Raw genomic sequence first — 16,529 nt, 5'->3', positions numbered from 1 at the left:
TCGTCGGCTCTCGTGCGCCCGCATGTCTGTATGCGCCCCTCGGGAAACCAGGTGGAGAAGCGCCGGAGTCGATCAAGGTAGTCGATTCCGAAGGGCGAAGCGTGGCCAAGAAGCAAGGTGCCATCGAGATCGAGGGCACTGTCGTCGAGTCTCTGCCTAACGCGATGTTCAAGGTCGAGCTCCAGAACGGCCACCAGGTCCTGGCACACATCAGCGGCAAGATGCGTATGCACTACATCCGCATCCTCCCTGACGACCGGGTCGTGGTGGAGCTGTCTCCGTACGACCTGACGCGTGGCCGGATCGTCTACCGGTACAAGTAGATCTTGCCCAAGCCTTGTGAGCCTCTCCTTGTGAGTCGCTCCTGGGGCCGTCGGCAACTGACCCGGAGAACCTCAATCCCATGAAGGTCAAGCCGAGCGTCAAGAAGATCTGCGACAAGTGCAGGGTGATCCGCCGTCACGGCCGGGTCATGGTCATCTGCGAGAACCCGCGCCACAAGCAGCGCCAGGGCTGATCTCAGCGACCATCCCCTCTGCCTCCATCGCAGAGACTTCGCGCGACGCGAGCTGAATATGTTCATACGCAGGACCCGAGCCGTCGCAAGCGGCTCGATACCCCCGGCTCGGAGGCCGGGGACCCAGTCCGTACCAAATCACCCGGCTTCGGCACGGGGGAGGACGGCGGCTGGGAGTCGGTTCTGCGGAAGACCTCCGACGATCACCAGGAGCCATTGAATGGCACGCGTTTCCGGTGTTGACATCCCGCGCGAAAAGCGTGTGGAGGTCGCCCTCACCTATGTGTTCGGCATCGGCCGGACCCTCTCGCAGGAGACGCTGGCTGCGACCGGCGTCGACCCCAACACCCGCGTTCGCGACCTCTCCGAGGAGCAGCTCGTCGCGATCCGCGAGTACGTGGACAACAACATCAAGACCGAGGGTGACCTCCGTCGCGAGATCCAGGCCGACATCCGCCGCAAGGTGGAGATCGGCTGCTACCAGGGTCTCCGTCACCGTCGCGGTCTGCCCGTCCGCGGTCAGCGCACCAGCACCAACGCCCGCACCCGCAAGGGCCCGCGTCGCGCCATCGCCGGTAAGAAGAAGCCGGGCAAGAAGTAGTCCGCAGCGGACTCGCCGTCCAGCGGTCTTCGCTGTAGGACCGACCACCTCCCGTAGGAGTACAGATGCCCCCCAAGGGTCGTCAGGGCGCTGCCAAGAAGGTGCGCCGCAAGGAAAAGAAGAACGTCGCTCACGGCCACGCGCACATCAAGAGCACGTTCAACAACACGATCGTCTCCATCACGGACCCGTCCGGCAACGTGATCTCCTGGGCCTCCGCCGGCCACGTCGGCTTCAAGGGCTCCCGGAAGTCCACGCCGTTCGCCGCGCAGATGGCCGCCGAGTCGGCCGCCCGCCGCGCCCAGGAGCACGGCATGCGCAAGGTCGACGTGTTCGTGAAGGGTCCGGGGTCCGGTCGTGAGACCGCGATCCGCTCCCTCCAGGCCACCGGTCTTGAGGTCGGCTCCATCCAGGACGTCACCCCGACGCCGCACAACGGGTGCCGCCCGCCGAAGCGCCGCCGCGTCTGACGCCGGTTGCGTTTCCTGGGTTTTTCGGGCGGTACGGCTGCGTCTCGTGGCCGTATCGCCCGTACCCTTGCAGTACAAGTCGGGCGTCAAATAGCGGGCGCCCCTGACTGAAGGACACAGAAACATGCTGATCGCTCAGCGTCCCTCGTTGACCGAAGAGGTCGTCGACGAATTCCGCTCCCGGTTCGTGATCGAGCCGCTGGAGCCGGGCTTCGGCTACACCCTCGGCAACTCCCTCCGCCGGACCCTCCTCTCCTCGATCCCCGGTGCCGCTGTCACCAGCATCCGGATCGACGGCGTGCTGCACGAGTTCACCACCGTGCCGGGCGTCAAGGAGGACGTCACCGACCTGATCCTCAACATCAAGCAGCTCGTCGTGAGCAGTGAGCACGACGAGCCCGTGGTGATGTACCTGCGCAAGCAGGGCCCGGGTCTGGTCACCGCCGCCGACATCGCGCCCCCGGCCGGTGTCGAGGTGCACAACCCCGACCTCGTCCTCGCCACGCTCAACGGCAAGGGCAAGCTGGAGATGGAGCTGACCGTCGAGCGCGGTCGCGGCTATGTCTCCGCGGTGCAGAACAAGCAGGTGGGTCAGGAGATCGGCCGGATCCCGGTCGACTCGATCTACTCGCCGGTGCTGAAGGTCACGTACAAGGTCGAGGCCACGCGTGTCGAGCAGCGCACCGACTTCGACAAGCTGATCGTCGATGTCGAGACCAAGCAGGCCATGCGTCCCCGTGACGCCATGGCGTCGGCCGGTAAGACGCTGGTCGAGCTGTTCGGTCTGGCCCGTGAGCTGAACATCGACGCCGAGGGCATCGACATGGGTCCGTCCCCGACGGACGCCGCCCTCGCCGCGGATCTGGCGCTGCCGATCGAGGAGCTGGAGCTCACCGTTCGGTCGTACAACTGCCTCAAGCGTGAGGGCATCCACTCCGTGGGTGAGCTGGTCGCGCGGTCCGAGGCGGATCTGCTGGACATCCGCAACTTCGGTGCGAAGTCCATCGACGAGGTGAAGGCCAAGCTCGCCGGGATGGGGCTGGCGCTGAAGGACTCGCCTCCCGGGTTCGACCCCACCGCCGCGGCGGACGCGTTCGGCGCGGACGACGACGCGGATGCGGGATTCGTGGAGACCGAGCAGTACTGACCGTTTGTGGCTGCGGGACCGTTGTGGCTGGTCGCGCAGTTCCTCCCCCAGAGGGGGCACCCCCAGCGCCCCCTGAGGGCGCGGGCCCTTCCGGGTGTCTGAAAAGGCGCCCGGATCTTCGACGGGCGTCCGCCCGCTCGGATACTGACCTCGGTACCTGATACGGCCGGGGCAGAGACACAGGAGAAACATCATGCCGAAGCCCACCAAGGGTGCCCGTCTGGGCGGCAGCGCCGCGCACGAGAAGCTGCTCCTCGCGAACCTCGCGAAGGCGCTCTTCGAGCACGGTCGCATCACCACCACCGAGGCGAAGGCCCGCCGGCTGCGGCCCTACGCCGAGCGGCTGGTCACCAAGGCGAAGAAGGGCGACCTTCACAACCGCCGTCAGGTGCTCCAGGTGATCACGGACAAGAGCATCGTCCACACGCTCTTCACCGAGATCGGCCCGCGCTACGAGAACCGTCCGGGTGGCTACACCCGGATCACCAAGATCGGCAACCGTCGGGGCGACAACGCGCCCATGGCGGTCATCGAGCTGGTCGAGGCGCTGACGGTGCAGCAGGCGGCCGTCGGTGAGGCCGAGGCCGCGACCGCGCGTGCCGCGAAGGACGCCGAGGCGGCCGAGGCCACCGAGGCGGTCAAGGAGACCGAGGTCGTCGAGGACGCCAAGGTCGATGTGACCAAGGGTGACGACGAGGCTCCGGCCGAGGAGTCCAAGGACGCGTAAGTGTTCTTCGGCGGGTCCGTTCCTTTTTCAGGGGCGGGCCCGCTTTTCGTTTGGGTGGAGCCGGGTGGAGAGGGAATCTGGTGAGTGACGAGGTGCCGGACGGGTTCGTTCGGGTGCGGCTGGATCTGTCGTACGACGGGACCGATTTCCGGGGGTGGGCCAAGCAGGCCGGGGGGCAGCGGACCGTCCAGGGGGAGATCGAGGACGCGCTGCGGACCGTCACGCGGTCGGGGGGTGTGTCGTACGAGCTGACCGTGGCGGGGCGGACGGATGCGGGGGTGCATGCCCGGGGGCAGGTGGCGCATGTCGATCTGCCGGTCGGGGTGTGGGAGGAGCAGCGGGAGAAGCTGCTGAAGCGGCTGGCCGGGCGGTTGCCCAGGGATGTCCGGGTGTGGGGGGCGCGGGAGGCCGCCGAGGGGTTCAACGCGCGGTTCGCCGCGTTGTGGCGGCGCTATGTGTACCGGGTGGGGGACGCGCCGGGGGGCGTCGATCCGCTGCTGCGGAATCATGTGCTGTGGCATGACTGGGCGTTGGACGTGGGGGTGATGGACGCCGCCGCCCGGTCGCTGGTGGGGGAGCATGACTTCGCCGCGTACGCGAAGAAGCGGGAGGGGGCCTCGACCGTGCGGGAGATCTTCGACTTCGGGGTGCGGCGTACGGCGGCCGGGGTGGTGGAGATCGAGGTGCGGGCCGATGCCTTCTGCCACAACCAGGTGCGGTCGATGGTGGGGGCGCTGCTGTTCGTGGGGGACGGGCACCGGGGGGTGGAGTGGCCGCGGGCGGTGCTGGACGCGGGGGTGCGGGACAGCGCGGTGCATGTGGTGCGACCGCATGGGCTGACGCTGGAGGAGGTCGCCTATCCGGCGGATCCGTTGCTCGCCCAGCGGCAGCTCGCGGCGCGGCGGGTGCGGGGGCGGGTGCACTGAGGCTCACCGGGGACCGGGAGCCGTGCCGCGCCTTCCCGTAGGGGTTACTTCTTGCTCAGGACCTTCTCGAAGGTCGGCTCCAGGAACGGAACCAGCGTGCGCGCGTAGCTCCCGGTCATATGGCTGTAGTCGAAGTAGACCACCTTGCCACCGACGACGGCGGGGCAGTACCCGTCCGCGCAGAACGCGGGGATGGTGTCGATGACCGTGGCGCCGTGTTCCTCGGCGACCTCGCGTTCCATGGCGCGAACCTTCGGATTGTCGATGACGTCCTCGGCCTTCGGGCTACAGGAAGCCAGCTCGTCGGCGTTCTCGGCCAGGCAGTCCGGGACGCTGAAGCCCGGGTAGGGCGTGTCCGTCAGGTAGACGAGGTCCGCGCCGGTGGCCCTCAGCGTGTCGAAGGACTCCTCGGCGCCCTCGCGGGTGGCGGTCGGTTGGGCCCGGTTGGTGATCACGATGACGTCCGGCTGCATCGTGCCGATGTACTCCAGGGCGGACTTCCGCCAGGACACGCACTCGGTGTACTCGCGTCCGAGATCCTCGCGCGTGATCTTGTATGCCTCGGGGCTGCATCCGCCCTTCGCCAGGGTGACCATCCTGGCCCGGTACTTCTTGCCGATCTCATGGAAGGCGTTGCCCCACTGCCATGAGTGGGAGTCGCCGATGACGGCGACCGATATCTCGCCGTCGGGGTCACCGATGACACAGTTGTCACGCATGACGAAGGTCTTGATCTCGGTGTTGTCGATGCAGCCGTGCTCGGTCTGATCGTCCGGGGCCGCCAGCAGGTTGCTCTCCCCGACTCTGGGAGCCGCCCGTTGCCCGACGGCTGTCCGGACGGACTCGGTGCCTTGGAAGCCCGTTGCCGATGTGGGGTCCTCGGAGGTGTTGAGTGACAGGTTGAGCGGCACCACATGCAGGGCGATCACCATGGCGGCGGTGGTGGAGGCGGTGAGTGCCCCGCCGGTGATCACACCGCGCCAGGGGGTGAGGACGAGCTTGACGTTGTCCCGGAAACGCCGTTCGACCATGTAGTGCATGGCCACGGCCAGCAGGAAGGACAGGACCGCCACCCGTAGCCGGTCCTGGAAGGTGAACTCCCGCTCGACCATGCTGGGCCACAGGATCAGCAGCGGCCAGTGCCAGAGGTACCAGCCGTAGCTGACATTGCCGATGAAGTTGAAGACGGGGTTGTGCAGCACCCGCTCGGCGCCGAAGCCCGGGTTGGCGCAGCCGCCGGCGATGACCAGCAGGGTGCCGGTGACGGGGCCGACCACGGCGTAGCCGGGCAGCGGGGTCTCCGAGGTGATGAGCATCGCGGTGACCAGGATGGTGGCCAGGCCCAGCCAGGTCAGCACCCCGGCCAGGGCTCGGTTCATCCGGGCGACGAACGGCGCGAGCAGGGCGAGCAGGACGCCGGAGGTGATCTCCCAGATCCGGGTGTGGGTGCTGAAGTAGGCGAGCGGCTGGTCGATCGGGGTCTGGGTGTAGCCGGTGTAGAAGGAGGCGCCGATCACGGCCAGCAGGAAGACGCCGACCAGGGCCCGGTTGCGCAGGATCTTGCGGCTGATCCAGACCAGGGCGACCAGCGCGATCGGGGCGACGACGTAGAACTGCTCCTCGATACCCAGCGACCAGAAATGCTGGTACGGGGACTGGCTGCCGTCGTTGGCGAAGTAGTCGGTGCCGGTCTCCACGAGACGCCAGTTGATCAGGCTGACCGACGCGGCGAGTCCGTCGGACATGTACTCACGGAAGCGGAACGGGCTGACGTAGATCCAGGAGACCACCGCTGTGATGACGATGGTGATGGCCATGGGCGGTGCGATACGGCGAAAACGCCGGGCCCAGAACTTCGTCAGGGAGACCTTGCCGGTCTTGTCGATCTCGGCGAAGAGCTGGCTGCCGATCAGGAAGCCGCTCAGCACGAAGCTCACGTCCACACCACCGTGGATGTCGAGCAGACCGCAGTGCATGCTGACCACCATCATGATGGCGACGGCACGCAGGCCCTGGATGTCGGGCCGGTACTTGCGGAGACGCTCGGTCTCCACGGCCTTGGTGCGGTGGCGGGACATGATTCTCCAGTGACGGACTGACCGGACGAGTCGTGCGTGAGCGGGGCGGTCTCAGTGGACCGTCGGGCAGGCGACGGCCGTGCCGCTGACCCGGACGCCCTGGGCGGGGATGCGGATGCCGCAGGCCAGCCGGAGCTGGGCGGGCAGTTCGTTGTCCGCGCCGACCTCCGCGTGGCAGCCCACGACGGCCTCGCGGAGCACCGACCGCGCGCCGATGGTGGAGTCGTGGTCCACGACGGACTCCTCGATGCGGGCGCCGGCCCCGATGGTGACGTGCGCGCCGACGATGGCGCGGTCCACCACCACGTCCGGTCCGACGACGGCGTGCGCGCCGATGGCCGAGCCGCCCAGGATCCGGGCGGTCGGGTCGACCTGGGCCGTCGGGTGGATCAGTGCCTCGGCCGGCGGGCCCACCAGCGGGGAGCGGGCCAGCCCGGTGATCAGGTCGGCGGAGCCGTGGACGAAGGCCAGCGGGGTGCCGAGGTCGCGCCAGTAGTCGGCGGTGGTGTGGCCGTAGACCCGGCCGCCGCGGGCCACGAGCCGGGGGAACGTCTCCTGTTCGACGGAGACCTCGCGGTCGCCGGGGATGGCGTCGAGCACGGACCGGCGGAAGACGTAGCAGCCTGCGTTGATCTGGTCGGTGACGCACTCCTCGGCGGTCTTGGGCTTCTCCAGGAAGGAGAGCACCCGGCCGTGGTCGTCGGTCGGCACCAGGCCGAAGGCGCGGGGGTCGGCGACCCGGGTCAGATGCAGGGTCACCTCCGCGTCCCGCTCCCGGTGGCCGGCGAGGAGGTCGCGCAGATCGACGCCGGAGAGGATGTCGCCGTTCAGGATCAGCACCGGGTCGTCGGGTCCGCCGCGCAGCAGGCGTCCGGCGTTGCGGATCGCGCCGCCGGTGCCCAGGGGGACGTCCTCGACGGCGTACGAGATGTCGAGGTCCTGGGAGAAGTCGCGGAACTCGTCCTCGAAGAGCGTGGCGAGGTAGGAGGTGGCGAACACCACGTGTCCGACCCCGGCGTCCATCAGCTTGGCGATCTGGTGCCGGATGAAGGAGGAGCCCGCCACGTTCAGCAGCGGCTTGGGGGTGTGGTTCGTCAGCGGGCGCAAGCGGGTTCCCTTGCCGCCCACCAGGATGATGGCTTCCTGCATGATTCCTCGGGTCAGCTAGCGGTGTCGGTGCCGGGGCCGGCGTAGTCGGAGGTGAAGCAGGACTTCACGGCCTTCTCGGTGAGCGGGCGTCCGGCGAAGTCGAGCCGGGAGGCGACCTCGTCGTCGGGCGGGGTGTTGGGGTCGTCGTCGAACCAGATCGACCACCAGTACACGCCCTTCATCCGGCGCTCCTGGACGACTTCGCAGACGGCGGTGTACCAGGTGGCCTGCACCTCGGGATTGACGGCCCGCTTGGTGTAGAAGTCGCCGGGGGCGCGGTAGGCGCCGTCCATGGCGCCGATGCCGGCCTCGGCGATGGTGATGTTGGGCAGTTCGCCGGTGTCCTTCTTGTCCAGCCAGGTGTTCCAGCCGTCGACGAGTTCGTCGACCGAGGCGCTGTCCGCGACCTTGATGGGGAAGTAGGCGTCGACGCCGAGATGGCTGACCGGCATGTCGATCCGGCCGGAGACGTAGTTGTCCCAGTTGGCGTCGTAGGCGACCTCGCCCGAGAAGATGTCCTCGGCGTCGGCGACCAGGGGGGTCCAGCCCGGGTCGCCCTCCATGGAGTTCAGCTCGGTGCCGATCACGAAGGTGTCGGCCTTCAGCTTGTCGGCGGCCTTGAGGTAGGGCGTGAGCAGTTCCCCGTAGGAGTCGAACCAGGCGGAGCGGGAGTCGGGCTCGATGTTGCCGCGCCAGCCGTCCGGTGGGTCGAGGGCCGCCTCGTCCATGATCGGGCGGACGGTGGTGCGGAAACCGGCCTCCTCGAAGACCGTCAGGACCCGGGACATCCGCTCGGGGGAGGGGGTCTTGGCCTCGGTGGAGAGCGTGTTGGAGGTGATGCCCCCGGTGTAGAAGGGGAAGGAGAGCGAGACCGAGTTGGCGCCGAGCCCGATCAGGTACTTCGCCTGCTTGCGGGCCTGGGCCTCGATGAAGCTGTCGGAACGCTTCTTCTTCTCCTCCTCCCAGTAGATCTGCACGCCCCACTGGGGCATGCCCTCCTTCCAGGGCTCGGCGACCTGGAGGCCGGCGGCGGTGGAGGGGGCGGGATCGGAGCCGGAGCCGGCGGGTGTGCCGGGGGTGTGCGGCGCGGGGGTGGTGGCCTCGGAGTCGTCGAGCACGATCTCGGGGAGGCGGGAGCCGGACTCCCAGCGCACGGGGTGGTCACCGAGGACGAACGGGGTGGCCAGCACCACGGTGAGCACGGTCACCGGGAAAATGGCGAGCAGCGGCAGTCGTGAACGCATGTGTCAGTTGTCTTCCGGGGGTCGGCCGGGCGGATCAGGCGGGCTTGGCGATCACGACGAACTTGTTCTCCTCGCGCTTGGCGAACTTCACGAAGCCGCGCAGGCCGCCGAGGCCCTCCAGGACCGAGAACACGGGGATCATCGAGACCACGGCGATCGGCTCCCACCACTTGCGCCGCCCGCTGACCGAGGCGAGGGCGTTCAGCCGCAGGCCCTCCCAGTAGGTCCAGATGACATAGGCGAAGTTCAGGGCCCACAGGATGACCACGGACTGGGTCACCGGGGAGGTGTTCATGTCGTTCAGCAGCCAGCCGATGAGCAGGACGGCGCCGATGTGCTGGAGCGGGCCGAGGATCCAGGTGGTCACACAGACCGAGAGGAACCAGCGGTAGCGCAGCGGCACGGCCCGGTTGAAGCACAGGGCGACCAGACCCCAGGCCCAGCGCTCGCGCTGCTTGACGAAGTCCTTGGCGTTGGCGGGCGAGGCGCCGTAGCAGCGGCCGTTGAACCAGTCACTGCGGCCGGGGTACTTCCGGCAGAAGGTCAGGGCGAGCCGGGCGTCCTCGACGATCTCCTTGGGCCCGAAGTCCCAGCCGATCTCCGCCTCGATGGAGGCCCGCAGCACCAGCAGTTCGCCGTGCACCCCGGCGGCGGGGGTGCCGAGGCCGGTGAGGGCCCGGAACCGGGCGATGTCGTCCGCGGGACGGACGGCGTCGGCGAGCCAGGTGAACATGCTCACCGCGTTCTCGCGCGGGTAGGTCAGGATGCCCTGGGCCATGTGCTTGGCCTTGTCGGGGTGGGCCCGCCGCTGCCGGTTGATGAACTGGGCCAGCGCGGCGGCGGTGTCGGGGCCGACGCCGGTGTCGTCGTCCATGTGCAGCACCCAGACGTACTCCAGGGCCTCGCCCTCCGCGATGCGCAGCTCATGGGCGTAGTGGTTGGCGCGGGCCTTGAAGCGGGTGCCGTTGGCGGGGACGTAGTCCTTGGGCACCGTGATCACCCGGATCAGCGGGTGGGAGTCGGCGAGCCGGTCGATGGCCTCGGCGGCCTCGCAGCCCTCCTCGGTGAGGATGTCCACCCGCAGATACGGGAAGTACTCGGGGAGGTGCTCCACATAGGACAGGATCGAGCGTTCCAGCGCCGGATAGGTGTCGTGGCGTCCGATGGTTGGACAGAGCGCGATCAGGAAGTCCTGCTCGGCCGGGGCCGGCGGGGTCATCTGATCGCTCTTGCGCACCCGGCGGCGGATCAGCCAGGCGCCCTGGATCCCGACCAGCACACCGGCGACGGGCAGTGACCAGACGACGGTCAGGACCCAGCTCAGCGCGGTGGTGCTCGGGCGGTACGTCCAGAGACCGAGAAAGGTCAGGAGGACGAAAGGCAGCAGAAAGGGCAGAATGCCCGGCTTCCAGGACGCCGTACGTTTGGCCAGTTTCTGGCTCTGTCGCGAAGGCGACACTCCCCCGTTGACCAGTGACGATGCCATGTCGACTGCGGAACTCCCCTGAGATCGGTGGTGCGTTGAGGCAGCGACAGATCTCGGCCATGGCATACCGGGGGCATGCCATGGCGCATTCACGTGGGTTCCCTGCCCCCCCAACGCCTTCTTTGGCGCATTCGGCCCAACTCCGCTCAGAAGCCCCCCCAGGCGCCCAAAGCTCAGGCCGAACAAGAGCACGATACTCGCACGTGTGAGTGGTCTATGAAACGGTTACGGGGAACTTGTGCGTAAAAAATGCTCGGCTGAAGGCTTGTGCCGTGATCATCGGGGAAGGGTAGTAGGCCCGTTTCCTCTCCTCAACGCTATTTCTCCGTCGGGGAGAAGCCGGGAGCGACGGGGGAGCGACCGGGGGCAAATGACCGGGACGGCCGGCCTCAGGACAGCGCAAAGGGCCCCGAGTGATGTGGAGATTGTCACTCGGGGCCCTGCGCGCTGCCGGGTGCGGTGAAGGGGTCAGTCCGCGGCGGCCTCGGCGGACGCCTGGGCCTCGCCGCGGCGGCGGATCTGCCGGAAGGCGAACTCCGCCAGGTCGTCGCCGGTCGAGAAGACGGCGGTGTCCTTGGTGGTCACGTCCTTGCCGTCGGTGAAACCGGCCACCGTGAAGTAGGCGTACCGGCCGTAGGCGTTCGTCGTGGAGCGGCAGACCGCGGAGTTGCAGAACTGCTCGATGCCGCCGCCGGTCAGCGCGCTGACGATGCTGTCCTCGTCCGACTGCTCCTTGGCGCCGGTCGCCTGGGCCTCGGTGTCGAAGACGGCCACCCCGACCGTCACCGCGACCCCGTCCTTGACATAGGAGACCCGCAGCAGCCGGGTGCAGTCGTTGTCGTTGAGGACCTTGGGCAGGGTGCCCTGGGCGGCCGAGGCGCAGTTGCTGGTGTCGGCCGTCGGGCCCTTCTTGTAGACGGTGTCGCCCATGGTGAGCTGGGTGCCCGGGAACAGGCTCTCCGCGCTGAGCGGGGCCTTGTCCTTGTCCTTGCTGGCGATGAAGTCCTTGGGGTCCAGCGGGGGCGGCGCGCTGGTCGGCTCGAACGACGGGGCCGGTCCCGAGCCGCTCGGGATGTCCGCCGTCGAGGGCAGTTGCGAGCCGGAGCGGTCCGGTGACCCGCTGTCGCCGTTCGCGGACACCACGGCCACCGCCACCGCCGTACCGATCGCGATGGTGGCGAGGGCGCCGCCGCCGATGAACAGCAGACGGCGGCGCTTGTTGCGGGCCTCGGACGCCTCGGCGAGGGCGGCCCAGTCGGGCGTGCCGTCGTCGCCGCCGCTGTTCCAGGGCTGCTGGGAATGCGGTTTCCAGGGATCCCACTGGGACTGGGGTCCCCCCTGCCCGTAGCTCATGGGCCGCATCTTAGACGGGCCGGGCGAACGGACGGCCCGGCTCAACGAGCCCTGCCGGTCCCGGCGTTCGGCCATCCGGCCACCGCTTACCACTGGCAAAAGGGGCATCTGGGGGTGCATCGGCCCGGAAGGCAGGGGGTGGTGTCGCGGTATGCGGTTGCGTGGTGACGTTCGGTGGTGATAGGGGCGGCTGGGCGCTCGTTTTGACCGTGAAATGCAGCCCAGGTATCCTGCTGGTTCGTTGTGTATTGGCTTGCTCACTCTCACGGGACGGGCCCTTACACCGGTCCACCGGGCCGATGACCAGCGACTCCACAACGCGGTATGCGTCGCCGCCGTGGGTCTGGGCTGTCGTGATCGTTTCGGTGACCTTGTCAGGACCATTCACTCGAAGCGAAGGCTACGAACCGTGCGTACGTACAGCCCCAAGCCCGGCGATGTGACGCGCCAGTGGCACGTCATCGACGCTCAGGACGTCGTCCTGGGCCGTCTCGCCTCCACCACAGCGGCCATTCTCCGCGGCAAGCACAAGCCGATCTACGCGCCGCATGTCGACACCGGTGACTTCGTCATCATCATCAACGCCGACAAGGTGCACCTGTCCGGCAACAAGCGGACCCAGAAGCTGGCCTACCGCCACTCCGGCTACCCCGGCGGTCTGCGCTCCGTCCGCTACGACGAGCTGCTGGACAAGAACCCCGAGAAGGCCATCGAGAAGGCCGTCAAGGGCATGCTCCCCAAGAACACCCTGGGCCGTCAGATGCTCACCAAGCTGAAGGTCTACCGCGGCGAGAACCACCCGCACGCTGCGCAGCAGCCGGTTCCGTTCGAGATCACCCAGGTCGCGCAGTAAGTCCGGCCACCCCCTAAGACTGAACAGATTCTGAGGAGCATCGTGGCCGAGACCACTGCCGAGCAGCCGCTCGAAGAGCTTGACATCGACAGCTACACCACCGAGTCCGAGGTCGTCGTGGAGGGTGAGTACACCTCCGAGTCCCTCGCCTCGCACTTCGGTGAGCCCCAGCCCGCCGCGGGCCTGGGCCGCCGCAAGAACGCCATCGCCCGCGTCCGGATCATCCCGGGCACCGGCAAGTGGAAGATCAACGGTCGCACCCTTGAGGACTACTTCCCCAACAAGGTGCACCAGCAGGAAGTCAACGAGCCCTTCAAGGTGCTGGAGCTCGAGGGCCGCTACGACGTCGTCGCCCGGATCGCCGGTGGCGGTGTCTCCGGTCAGGCCGGCGCCCTGCGCCTCGGTGTCGCCCGCGCCCTGAACGAGGCCGACGTCGACAACAACCGCGGCGCGCTCAAGAAGGCCGGGTTCCTGCGCCGCGACGACCGTGCGGTCGAGCGCAAGAAGGCCGGTCTGAAGAAGGCCCGCAAGGCCCCGCAGTACAGCAAGCGCTAAGCCGCAGGCTGCCTGCTCGTACTCCGAACGCCCCGACGGCACGCCACTGTGCCGCCGGGGCGTTCGTTTTCTTGCGGACGCAGGCGTATAACGGCACAAGACGCTCAAAGGTTTGTGTGATCGGCTTGTGCGATCGATGTACGGGATCAGTGTGCGAGGTCGAGGTACGGGATCCATGTACGGGATCGGCTTGTGCGATCGATATTGCGGGATCGGCTTGTGTGATCGGACCGCCGGGCACCGCAGGTGTGTCCGGGTGGTGGGAGACGCGTGCGCGGGCCGCACCCGCACGGCTTCCGGCAGTGACTGACGCTTCCTCAGGAGGACACGTGGGACGGCTCTTCGGGACGGACGGCGTACGCGGTGTCGCCAACGCGGATCTGACGGCCGAGCTGGCGCTCGGGCTGTCGGTCGCGGCGGCCCATGTACTCGCCGAGGCGGGCACCTTCGCGGGCCATCGGCCGACGGCCGTGGTGGGGCGGGATCCGCGCGCGTCCGGGGAGTTCCTGGAGGCCGCGGTGGTCGCGGGGCTGGCCAGCGCGGGCGTGGATGTGCTGCGGGTGGGGGTGCTGCCCACCCCGGCGGTCGCCTATCTCACCGGCGCGCTCGGCGCCGACCTGGGCGTCATGCTCTCCGCCAGCCACAACGCCATGCCCGACAACGGGGTCAAGTTCTTCGCCCGCGGCGGCCACAAACTCCCCGACGAGATCGAGAACCGGATCGAGTCCGTCTACGAGGAGCACCGCACCGGCGCCCCCTGGGACCGTCCGACCGGCGCGGGCGTCGGCCGGGTCCGGGAGTACGTGGAGGGCTTCGACCAGTACGTCGCCCATCTGATCGGCGTCCTGCCGAACCGCCTCGACGGGCTGAAGATCGTCCTGGACGAGGCGCACGGCGCGGCGGCCCGGGTGTCGCCGGAGGCGTTCTCGCGGGCCGGTGCCGAGGTCGTCACCCTGGGTGCCGAACCGGACGGCCTCAACATCAACGACGGCTGCGGCTCCACCCACCTCGACCAGCTCCGCGCCGCCGTCATCGAGCACGGCGCCGACCTCGGCATCGCCCATGACGGGGACGCCGACCGCTCCCTCGCCGTGGACCACACCGGCGCCGAGATCGACGGCGACCAGATCCTCGCCGTGCTGGCGCTGGCCCTGCGGGAGCGGGGCGCGCTGCGGGCGGACACCGTGGTCGCGACCGTGATGTCCAATCTGGGCTTCAAGCTGGCCATGGAGCGCGAGGGCATCGCCGTGGTGCAGACCGCGGTCGGCGACCGGTACGTCCTGGAGGAGATGAAGGAGCACGGGTACGCCCTCGGTGGCGAGCAGTCCGGGCATGTCATCATCCTCGACCACGCCACCACCGGTGACGGCACGCTGACCGGGCTGATGCTGGCGGCGCGGGTCGCGCAGAGCGGGGTGTCGCTGCGGGAGCTGGCGAAGGTGATGGAGCGGCTGCCGCAGGTGCTCGTCAATGTGCCCGATGTGGACCGGTCGCGGGTGTCGTCGTCGGGGGACGTGGCGGCGGCGGTCGCCGAGGCGGAGCGGGAGCTGGGCAGCAGCGGGCGGGTCCTGCTGCGGCCGTCGGGGACCGAGCCGCTGGTGCGGGTGATGGTGGAGGCGCAGGACATCGAGCAGGCCCGGTCGGTGGCGGGGCGGCTGGCGGATGCGGTGAAGTCGGCGCTGGGGTAGTCGCCCGTCGCCGCGTGGGGTGGGTGTGTGCTGAGCGGTGAGCAGTGGTGAGCGGTAGGTGGTGAGCGGTCCGCGGCCGGGGTGGCCGCGGACCGCTGCTGTGTGATGGCGGTCGGTGTCAGTCGGCGAAGTTGGCGCCGAAGAACGGTGTCCCCGCGGTGGAGAGGCCGGCGGCGGACGCGGAGATCGCGCGGGAGCCGGTCGTCGTGATCCGAGAGCCGTTGGACGGGAGGTAGGTCACCGCGCCGTCGCTGTTGTCCTCGCCGGAGCCCACGATCAGGTCTGCCCGGCGGTCTCCGGTGACGTCGTCGAGCTTGACGTCCATGCCGAAGCGGTCGTCGTCCTCGTTGGTGCCGGGGACTCCGGCCGTGTCCTGGGTGAAGGACTGGCCGCCGGAGGTGCGCAGACCGCTCGGGCCGCCGTACAGGACGGTGACCATGCCGGTGTCGGTGTCGTCGCCGATGTTCTCCAGGACGGTGCCGATGGCCAGGTCGAGATAGCCGTCGCCGTTGATGTCGCCGAGGTCGAGTTCGTGGCCGAAGCGGTCCTGGGTCTCCGAGACGCTGGGGATGCCCGCCGTGTCCTGGGTGATGGCGGTGGAGCTGCCGGGGCCGTGCTGCGAGCCGTACGTCACCCAGACCGTGCCGCCCTTGGCGCTGGTCTCGGGGTGGGTGTAGCCGTCGGCGGCCTCCCAGATGGCGCCGCTGACGAGGTCGCCGAAGCCGTCGCGGTTGATGTCGCCGATCGCGGTGACGATGCCGGCCTTGGTCCGCTGCCAGGTGTTGGTGTGCAGGCCGCTGGAGGAGCCGGGGAAGAAGAAGTTGCGGTTCCAGCCCTGGTCGCTGCCCGCCTCGAAGCCGTCGACGACCAGGTCGGTGATGCGGTCGCCGGTGACATCGCCCGCGGTGAGGTTGAGCGGGCCGCGGCCGATGCCGGCCATCAGGGGCGGCTTGAGGGTGGAGCGGCCCTTGCCCGGGGTGCCGGAGGAGGAGAAGCCGCCCTTCAGGATGTGCACGGTCGTGGAGGTGGTGCCGACGGCGAGGTCGGCGCGGCCGTCGCCGTCGAAGTCGCCCGCGGCGAGCGTGTCGCCCCAGCGGTCGTGGGAGCCGGGGGAGGGGTCGGCGATGGTGGCGCCCTTGCCGGTGAGCCCGGCGGCGGAGCCCCACAGGAGGATGAGGGTGCCGCCGTCCTTGTCGGTGCCCATGTCCTCGCCGGGGGTGCCCACGACGAGGTCGTCGTAGCCGTCGCCGTTGAAGTCGGCGTAGGCGGTGCGGGTGCCGAAGGCGTCGCCGGTCTCGGCGGAGCCGGGGACGCCGGTGGTGTTCTGGCTGATGACGGTGCGCTTGCCGCCGGTGACGCCGGTGCCGGTGCCGTACAGGACGACGACCTGCCCGGCCTCCTTCTTGCCGGAGACGTGGGCGGCCTGGGCGGAGGTGGCGAGGTCGGCCCTGCCGTCCTTGTTGAAGTCGGCACCCGGTACATGGGTGGAGTCCGCGGCGGTGGCCGGACCGGCCGCGAAGGTGAACAGACCGCCCGTCAGGGCAGCGGCCACGGCGGTGGCGGTGGCGAGGGCGAGTCTGGGTCTCTGGTGCATGCGGTTCTCCTGCTGCATGCGGGGACGCCTGGCGGGCGCCCGCGAAGGATGGAGTGCGGACCGCGACGGACATGTGCACCCGGAGTTACCCGTGAGTGCTCCTGGGGCTCATGGTGCGGTCGGCGAACAGGAGACCAGCAT

At 68.9% G+C, this 16,529-nt stretch carries 16 protein-coding genes; 10 read left to right on the top strand and 6 right to left on the bottom strand.

All coding sequences use genetic code 11. The annotated features are described in order from the left end of the window. Positions 1–101 precede the first annotated feature (101 nt). The 7 genes from infA to truA all read left to right on the top strand — a co-directional run bounded on the left by infA (position 102) and on the right by truA (position 4,388). Positions 102–323: a translation initiation factor IF-1 gene (gene infA, locus AB0O01_RS12815; RefSeq protein WP_003948620.1), complete on the top strand. Its 222-nt coding sequence runs from the start codon at positions 102–104 to the stop codon at positions 321–323. Positions 324–403: 80 nt separating this feature from the next. Beyond that, positions 404–517, top strand: coding sequence for a 50S ribosomal protein L36 (gene rpmJ, locus AB0O01_RS12810; RefSeq protein WP_003998809.1), 114 nt, complete (start codon positions 404–406; stop codon positions 515–517). Between the two features lie 220 nt (positions 518–737). Continuing rightward, positions 738–1,118: a 30S ribosomal protein S13 gene (rpsM, locus tag AB0O01_RS12805; protein WP_030811707.1), complete on the top strand. Its 381-nt coding sequence runs from the start codon at positions 738–740 to the stop codon at positions 1,116–1,118. A gap of 65 nt (positions 1,119–1,183) precedes the next feature. Continuing rightward, positions 1,184–1,588, top strand: a complete 405-nt coding sequence (gene rpsK, locus AB0O01_RS12800; RefSeq protein ID WP_003956432.1) for a 30S ribosomal protein S11 — start codon at positions 1,184–1,186, stop codon at positions 1,586–1,588. 124 nt (positions 1,589–1,712) lie between these two features. Further along, positions 1,713–2,735 carry a DNA-directed RNA polymerase subunit alpha gene (locus tag AB0O01_RS12795; protein ID WP_003966937.1) on the top strand — a complete coding sequence of 341 codons (1,023 nt, stop codon included), beginning with the start codon at positions 1,713–1,715 and terminating at the stop codon, positions 2,733–2,735. Between the two features lie 193 nt (positions 2,736–2,928). Then, a complete protein-coding gene (gene rplQ, locus AB0O01_RS12790) occupies positions 2,929–3,462 on the top strand; it encodes a 50S ribosomal protein L17 (RefSeq protein WP_365312820.1) in 534 nt (177 codons plus the stop codon). 80 nt (positions 3,463–3,542) lie between these two features. After that, on the top strand, positions 3,543–4,388 hold the full coding sequence (truA, locus tag AB0O01_RS12785; RefSeq protein WP_365312818.1) for a tRNA pseudouridine(38-40) synthase TruA: 846 nt from the start codon (positions 3,543–3,545) through the stop codon (positions 4,386–4,388). Between the two features lie 44 nt (positions 4,389–4,432). Here the strand turns inward: truA and AB0O01_RS12780 are convergent, their stop codons facing one another. From AB0O01_RS12780 to AB0O01_RS12760, 5 genes are all read right to left on the bottom strand, one after another. Then, positions 4,433–6,466: an acyltransferase family protein gene (locus AB0O01_RS12780; RefSeq protein WP_365312817.1), complete on the bottom strand. Its 2,034-nt coding sequence runs from the start codon at positions 6,464–6,466 to the stop codon at positions 4,433–4,435. 51 nt (positions 6,467–6,517) lie between these two features. Then, a complete protein-coding gene (locus AB0O01_RS12775) occupies positions 6,518–7,615 on the bottom strand; it encodes an NDP-sugar synthase (RefSeq protein WP_365312816.1) in 1,098 nt (365 codons plus the stop codon). Positions 7,616–7,626: 11 nt separating this feature from the next. Further along, complete coding sequence (locus AB0O01_RS12770; RefSeq protein ID WP_365312815.1) at positions 7,627–8,859, bottom strand: hypothetical protein; 1,233 nt, start codon at positions 8,857–8,859, stop codon at positions 7,627–7,629. Between the two features lie 34 nt (positions 8,860–8,893). After that, positions 8,894–10,345 (bottom strand): glycosyltransferase family 2 protein, encoded by a 1,452-nt coding sequence (locus AB0O01_RS12765; RefSeq protein ID WP_365312813.1) that lies wholly within the window; start codon positions 10,343–10,345, stop codon positions 8,894–8,896. A 468-nt stretch (positions 10,346–10,813) separates the two neighbouring features. Beyond that, a complete protein-coding gene (locus AB0O01_RS12760) occupies positions 10,814–11,698 on the bottom strand; it encodes a hypothetical protein (RefSeq protein ID WP_365312812.1) in 885 nt (294 codons plus the stop codon). Between the two features lie 409 nt (positions 11,699–12,107). Between AB0O01_RS12760 and rplM the strand changes: the two genes are divergently transcribed. The 3 genes from rplM (at position 12,108) to glmM (ending at position 14,794) form a co-directional block, all read left to right on the top strand. Further along, positions 12,108–12,551 carry a 50S ribosomal protein L13 gene (gene rplM / locus AB0O01_RS12755; protein ID WP_355741631.1) on the top strand — a complete coding sequence of 148 codons (444 nt, stop codon included), beginning with the start codon at positions 12,108–12,110 and terminating at the stop codon, positions 12,549–12,551. A gap of 42 nt (positions 12,552–12,593) precedes the next feature. Then, positions 12,594–13,106 carry a 30S ribosomal protein S9 gene (gene rpsI, locus AB0O01_RS12750; protein WP_355741633.1) on the top strand — a complete coding sequence of 171 codons (513 nt, stop codon included), beginning with the start codon at positions 12,594–12,596 and terminating at the stop codon, positions 13,104–13,106. Positions 13,107–13,435: 329 nt separating this feature from the next. Then, a complete protein-coding gene (gene glmM, locus AB0O01_RS12745; RefSeq protein WP_365312810.1) occupies positions 13,436–14,794 on the top strand; it encodes a phosphoglucosamine mutase in 1,359 nt (452 codons plus the stop codon). Positions 14,795–14,912: 118 nt separating this feature from the next. On the opposite strand, the gene AB0O01_RS12740 is transcribed toward glmM, so the two are convergent. Continuing rightward, on the bottom strand, positions 14,913–16,388 hold the full coding sequence (locus tag AB0O01_RS12740) for an FG-GAP and VCBS repeat-containing protein (protein ID WP_365312809.1): 1,476 nt from the start codon (positions 16,386–16,388) through the stop codon (positions 14,913–14,915). Positions 16,389–16,529 lie beyond the last annotated feature (141 nt).

It is taken from the genome of Streptomyces sp. NPDC093252, assembly GCF_040683675.1.
GTDB lineage: Bacteria > Actinomycetota > Actinomycetes > Streptomycetales > Streptomycetaceae > Streptomyces.
The sequence above is the reverse complement of the archived record's forward strand: the minus strand, read 5'-3'. Positions and strand labels throughout refer to the sequence as shown.

Coding starts and splice junctions, on each gene's coding strand:
- rpmJ (WP_003998809.1), top strand. CDS start 404: ATGAAGGTCAAGCCGAGCGTCAAGAAGATCTGCGACAAGTGCAGGGTG.
- rpsM (WP_030811707.1), top strand. CDS start 738: ATGGCACGCGTTTCCGGTGTTGACATCCCGCGCGAAAAGCGTGTGGAG.
- rpsK (WP_003956432.1), top strand. CDS start 1,184: ATGCCCCCCAAGGGTCGTCAGGGCGCTGCCAAGAAGGTGCGCCGCAAG.
- AB0O01_RS12795 (WP_003966937.1), top strand. CDS start 1,713: ATGCTGATCGCTCAGCGTCCCTCGTTGACCGAAGAGGTCGTCGACGAA.
- rplQ (WP_365312820.1), top strand. CDS start 2,929: ATGCCGAAGCCCACCAAGGGTGCCCGTCTGGGCGGCAGCGCCGCGCAC.
- AB0O01_RS12780 (WP_365312817.1), bottom strand. CDS start 6,466: ATGTCCCGCCACCGCACCAAGGCCGTGGAGACCGAGCGTCTCCGCAAG.
- AB0O01_RS12775 (WP_365312816.1), bottom strand. CDS start 7,615: ATGCAGGAAGCCATCATCCTGGTGGGCGGCAAGGGAACCCGCTTGCGC.
- AB0O01_RS12770 (WP_365312815.1), bottom strand. CDS start 8,859: ATGCGTTCACGACTGCCGCTGCTCGCCATTTTCCCGGTGACCGTGCTC.
- AB0O01_RS12765 (WP_365312813.1), bottom strand. CDS start 10,345: ATGGCATCGTCACTGGTCAACGGGGGAGTGTCGCCTTCGCGACAGAGC.
- AB0O01_RS12760 (WP_365312812.1), bottom strand. CDS start 11,698: ATGAGCTACGGGCAGGGGGGACCCCAGTCCCAGTGGGATCCCTGGAAA.
- AB0O01_RS12740 (WP_365312809.1), bottom strand. CDS start 16,388: ATGCACCAGAGACCCAGACTCGCCCTCGCCACCGCCACCGCCGTGGCC.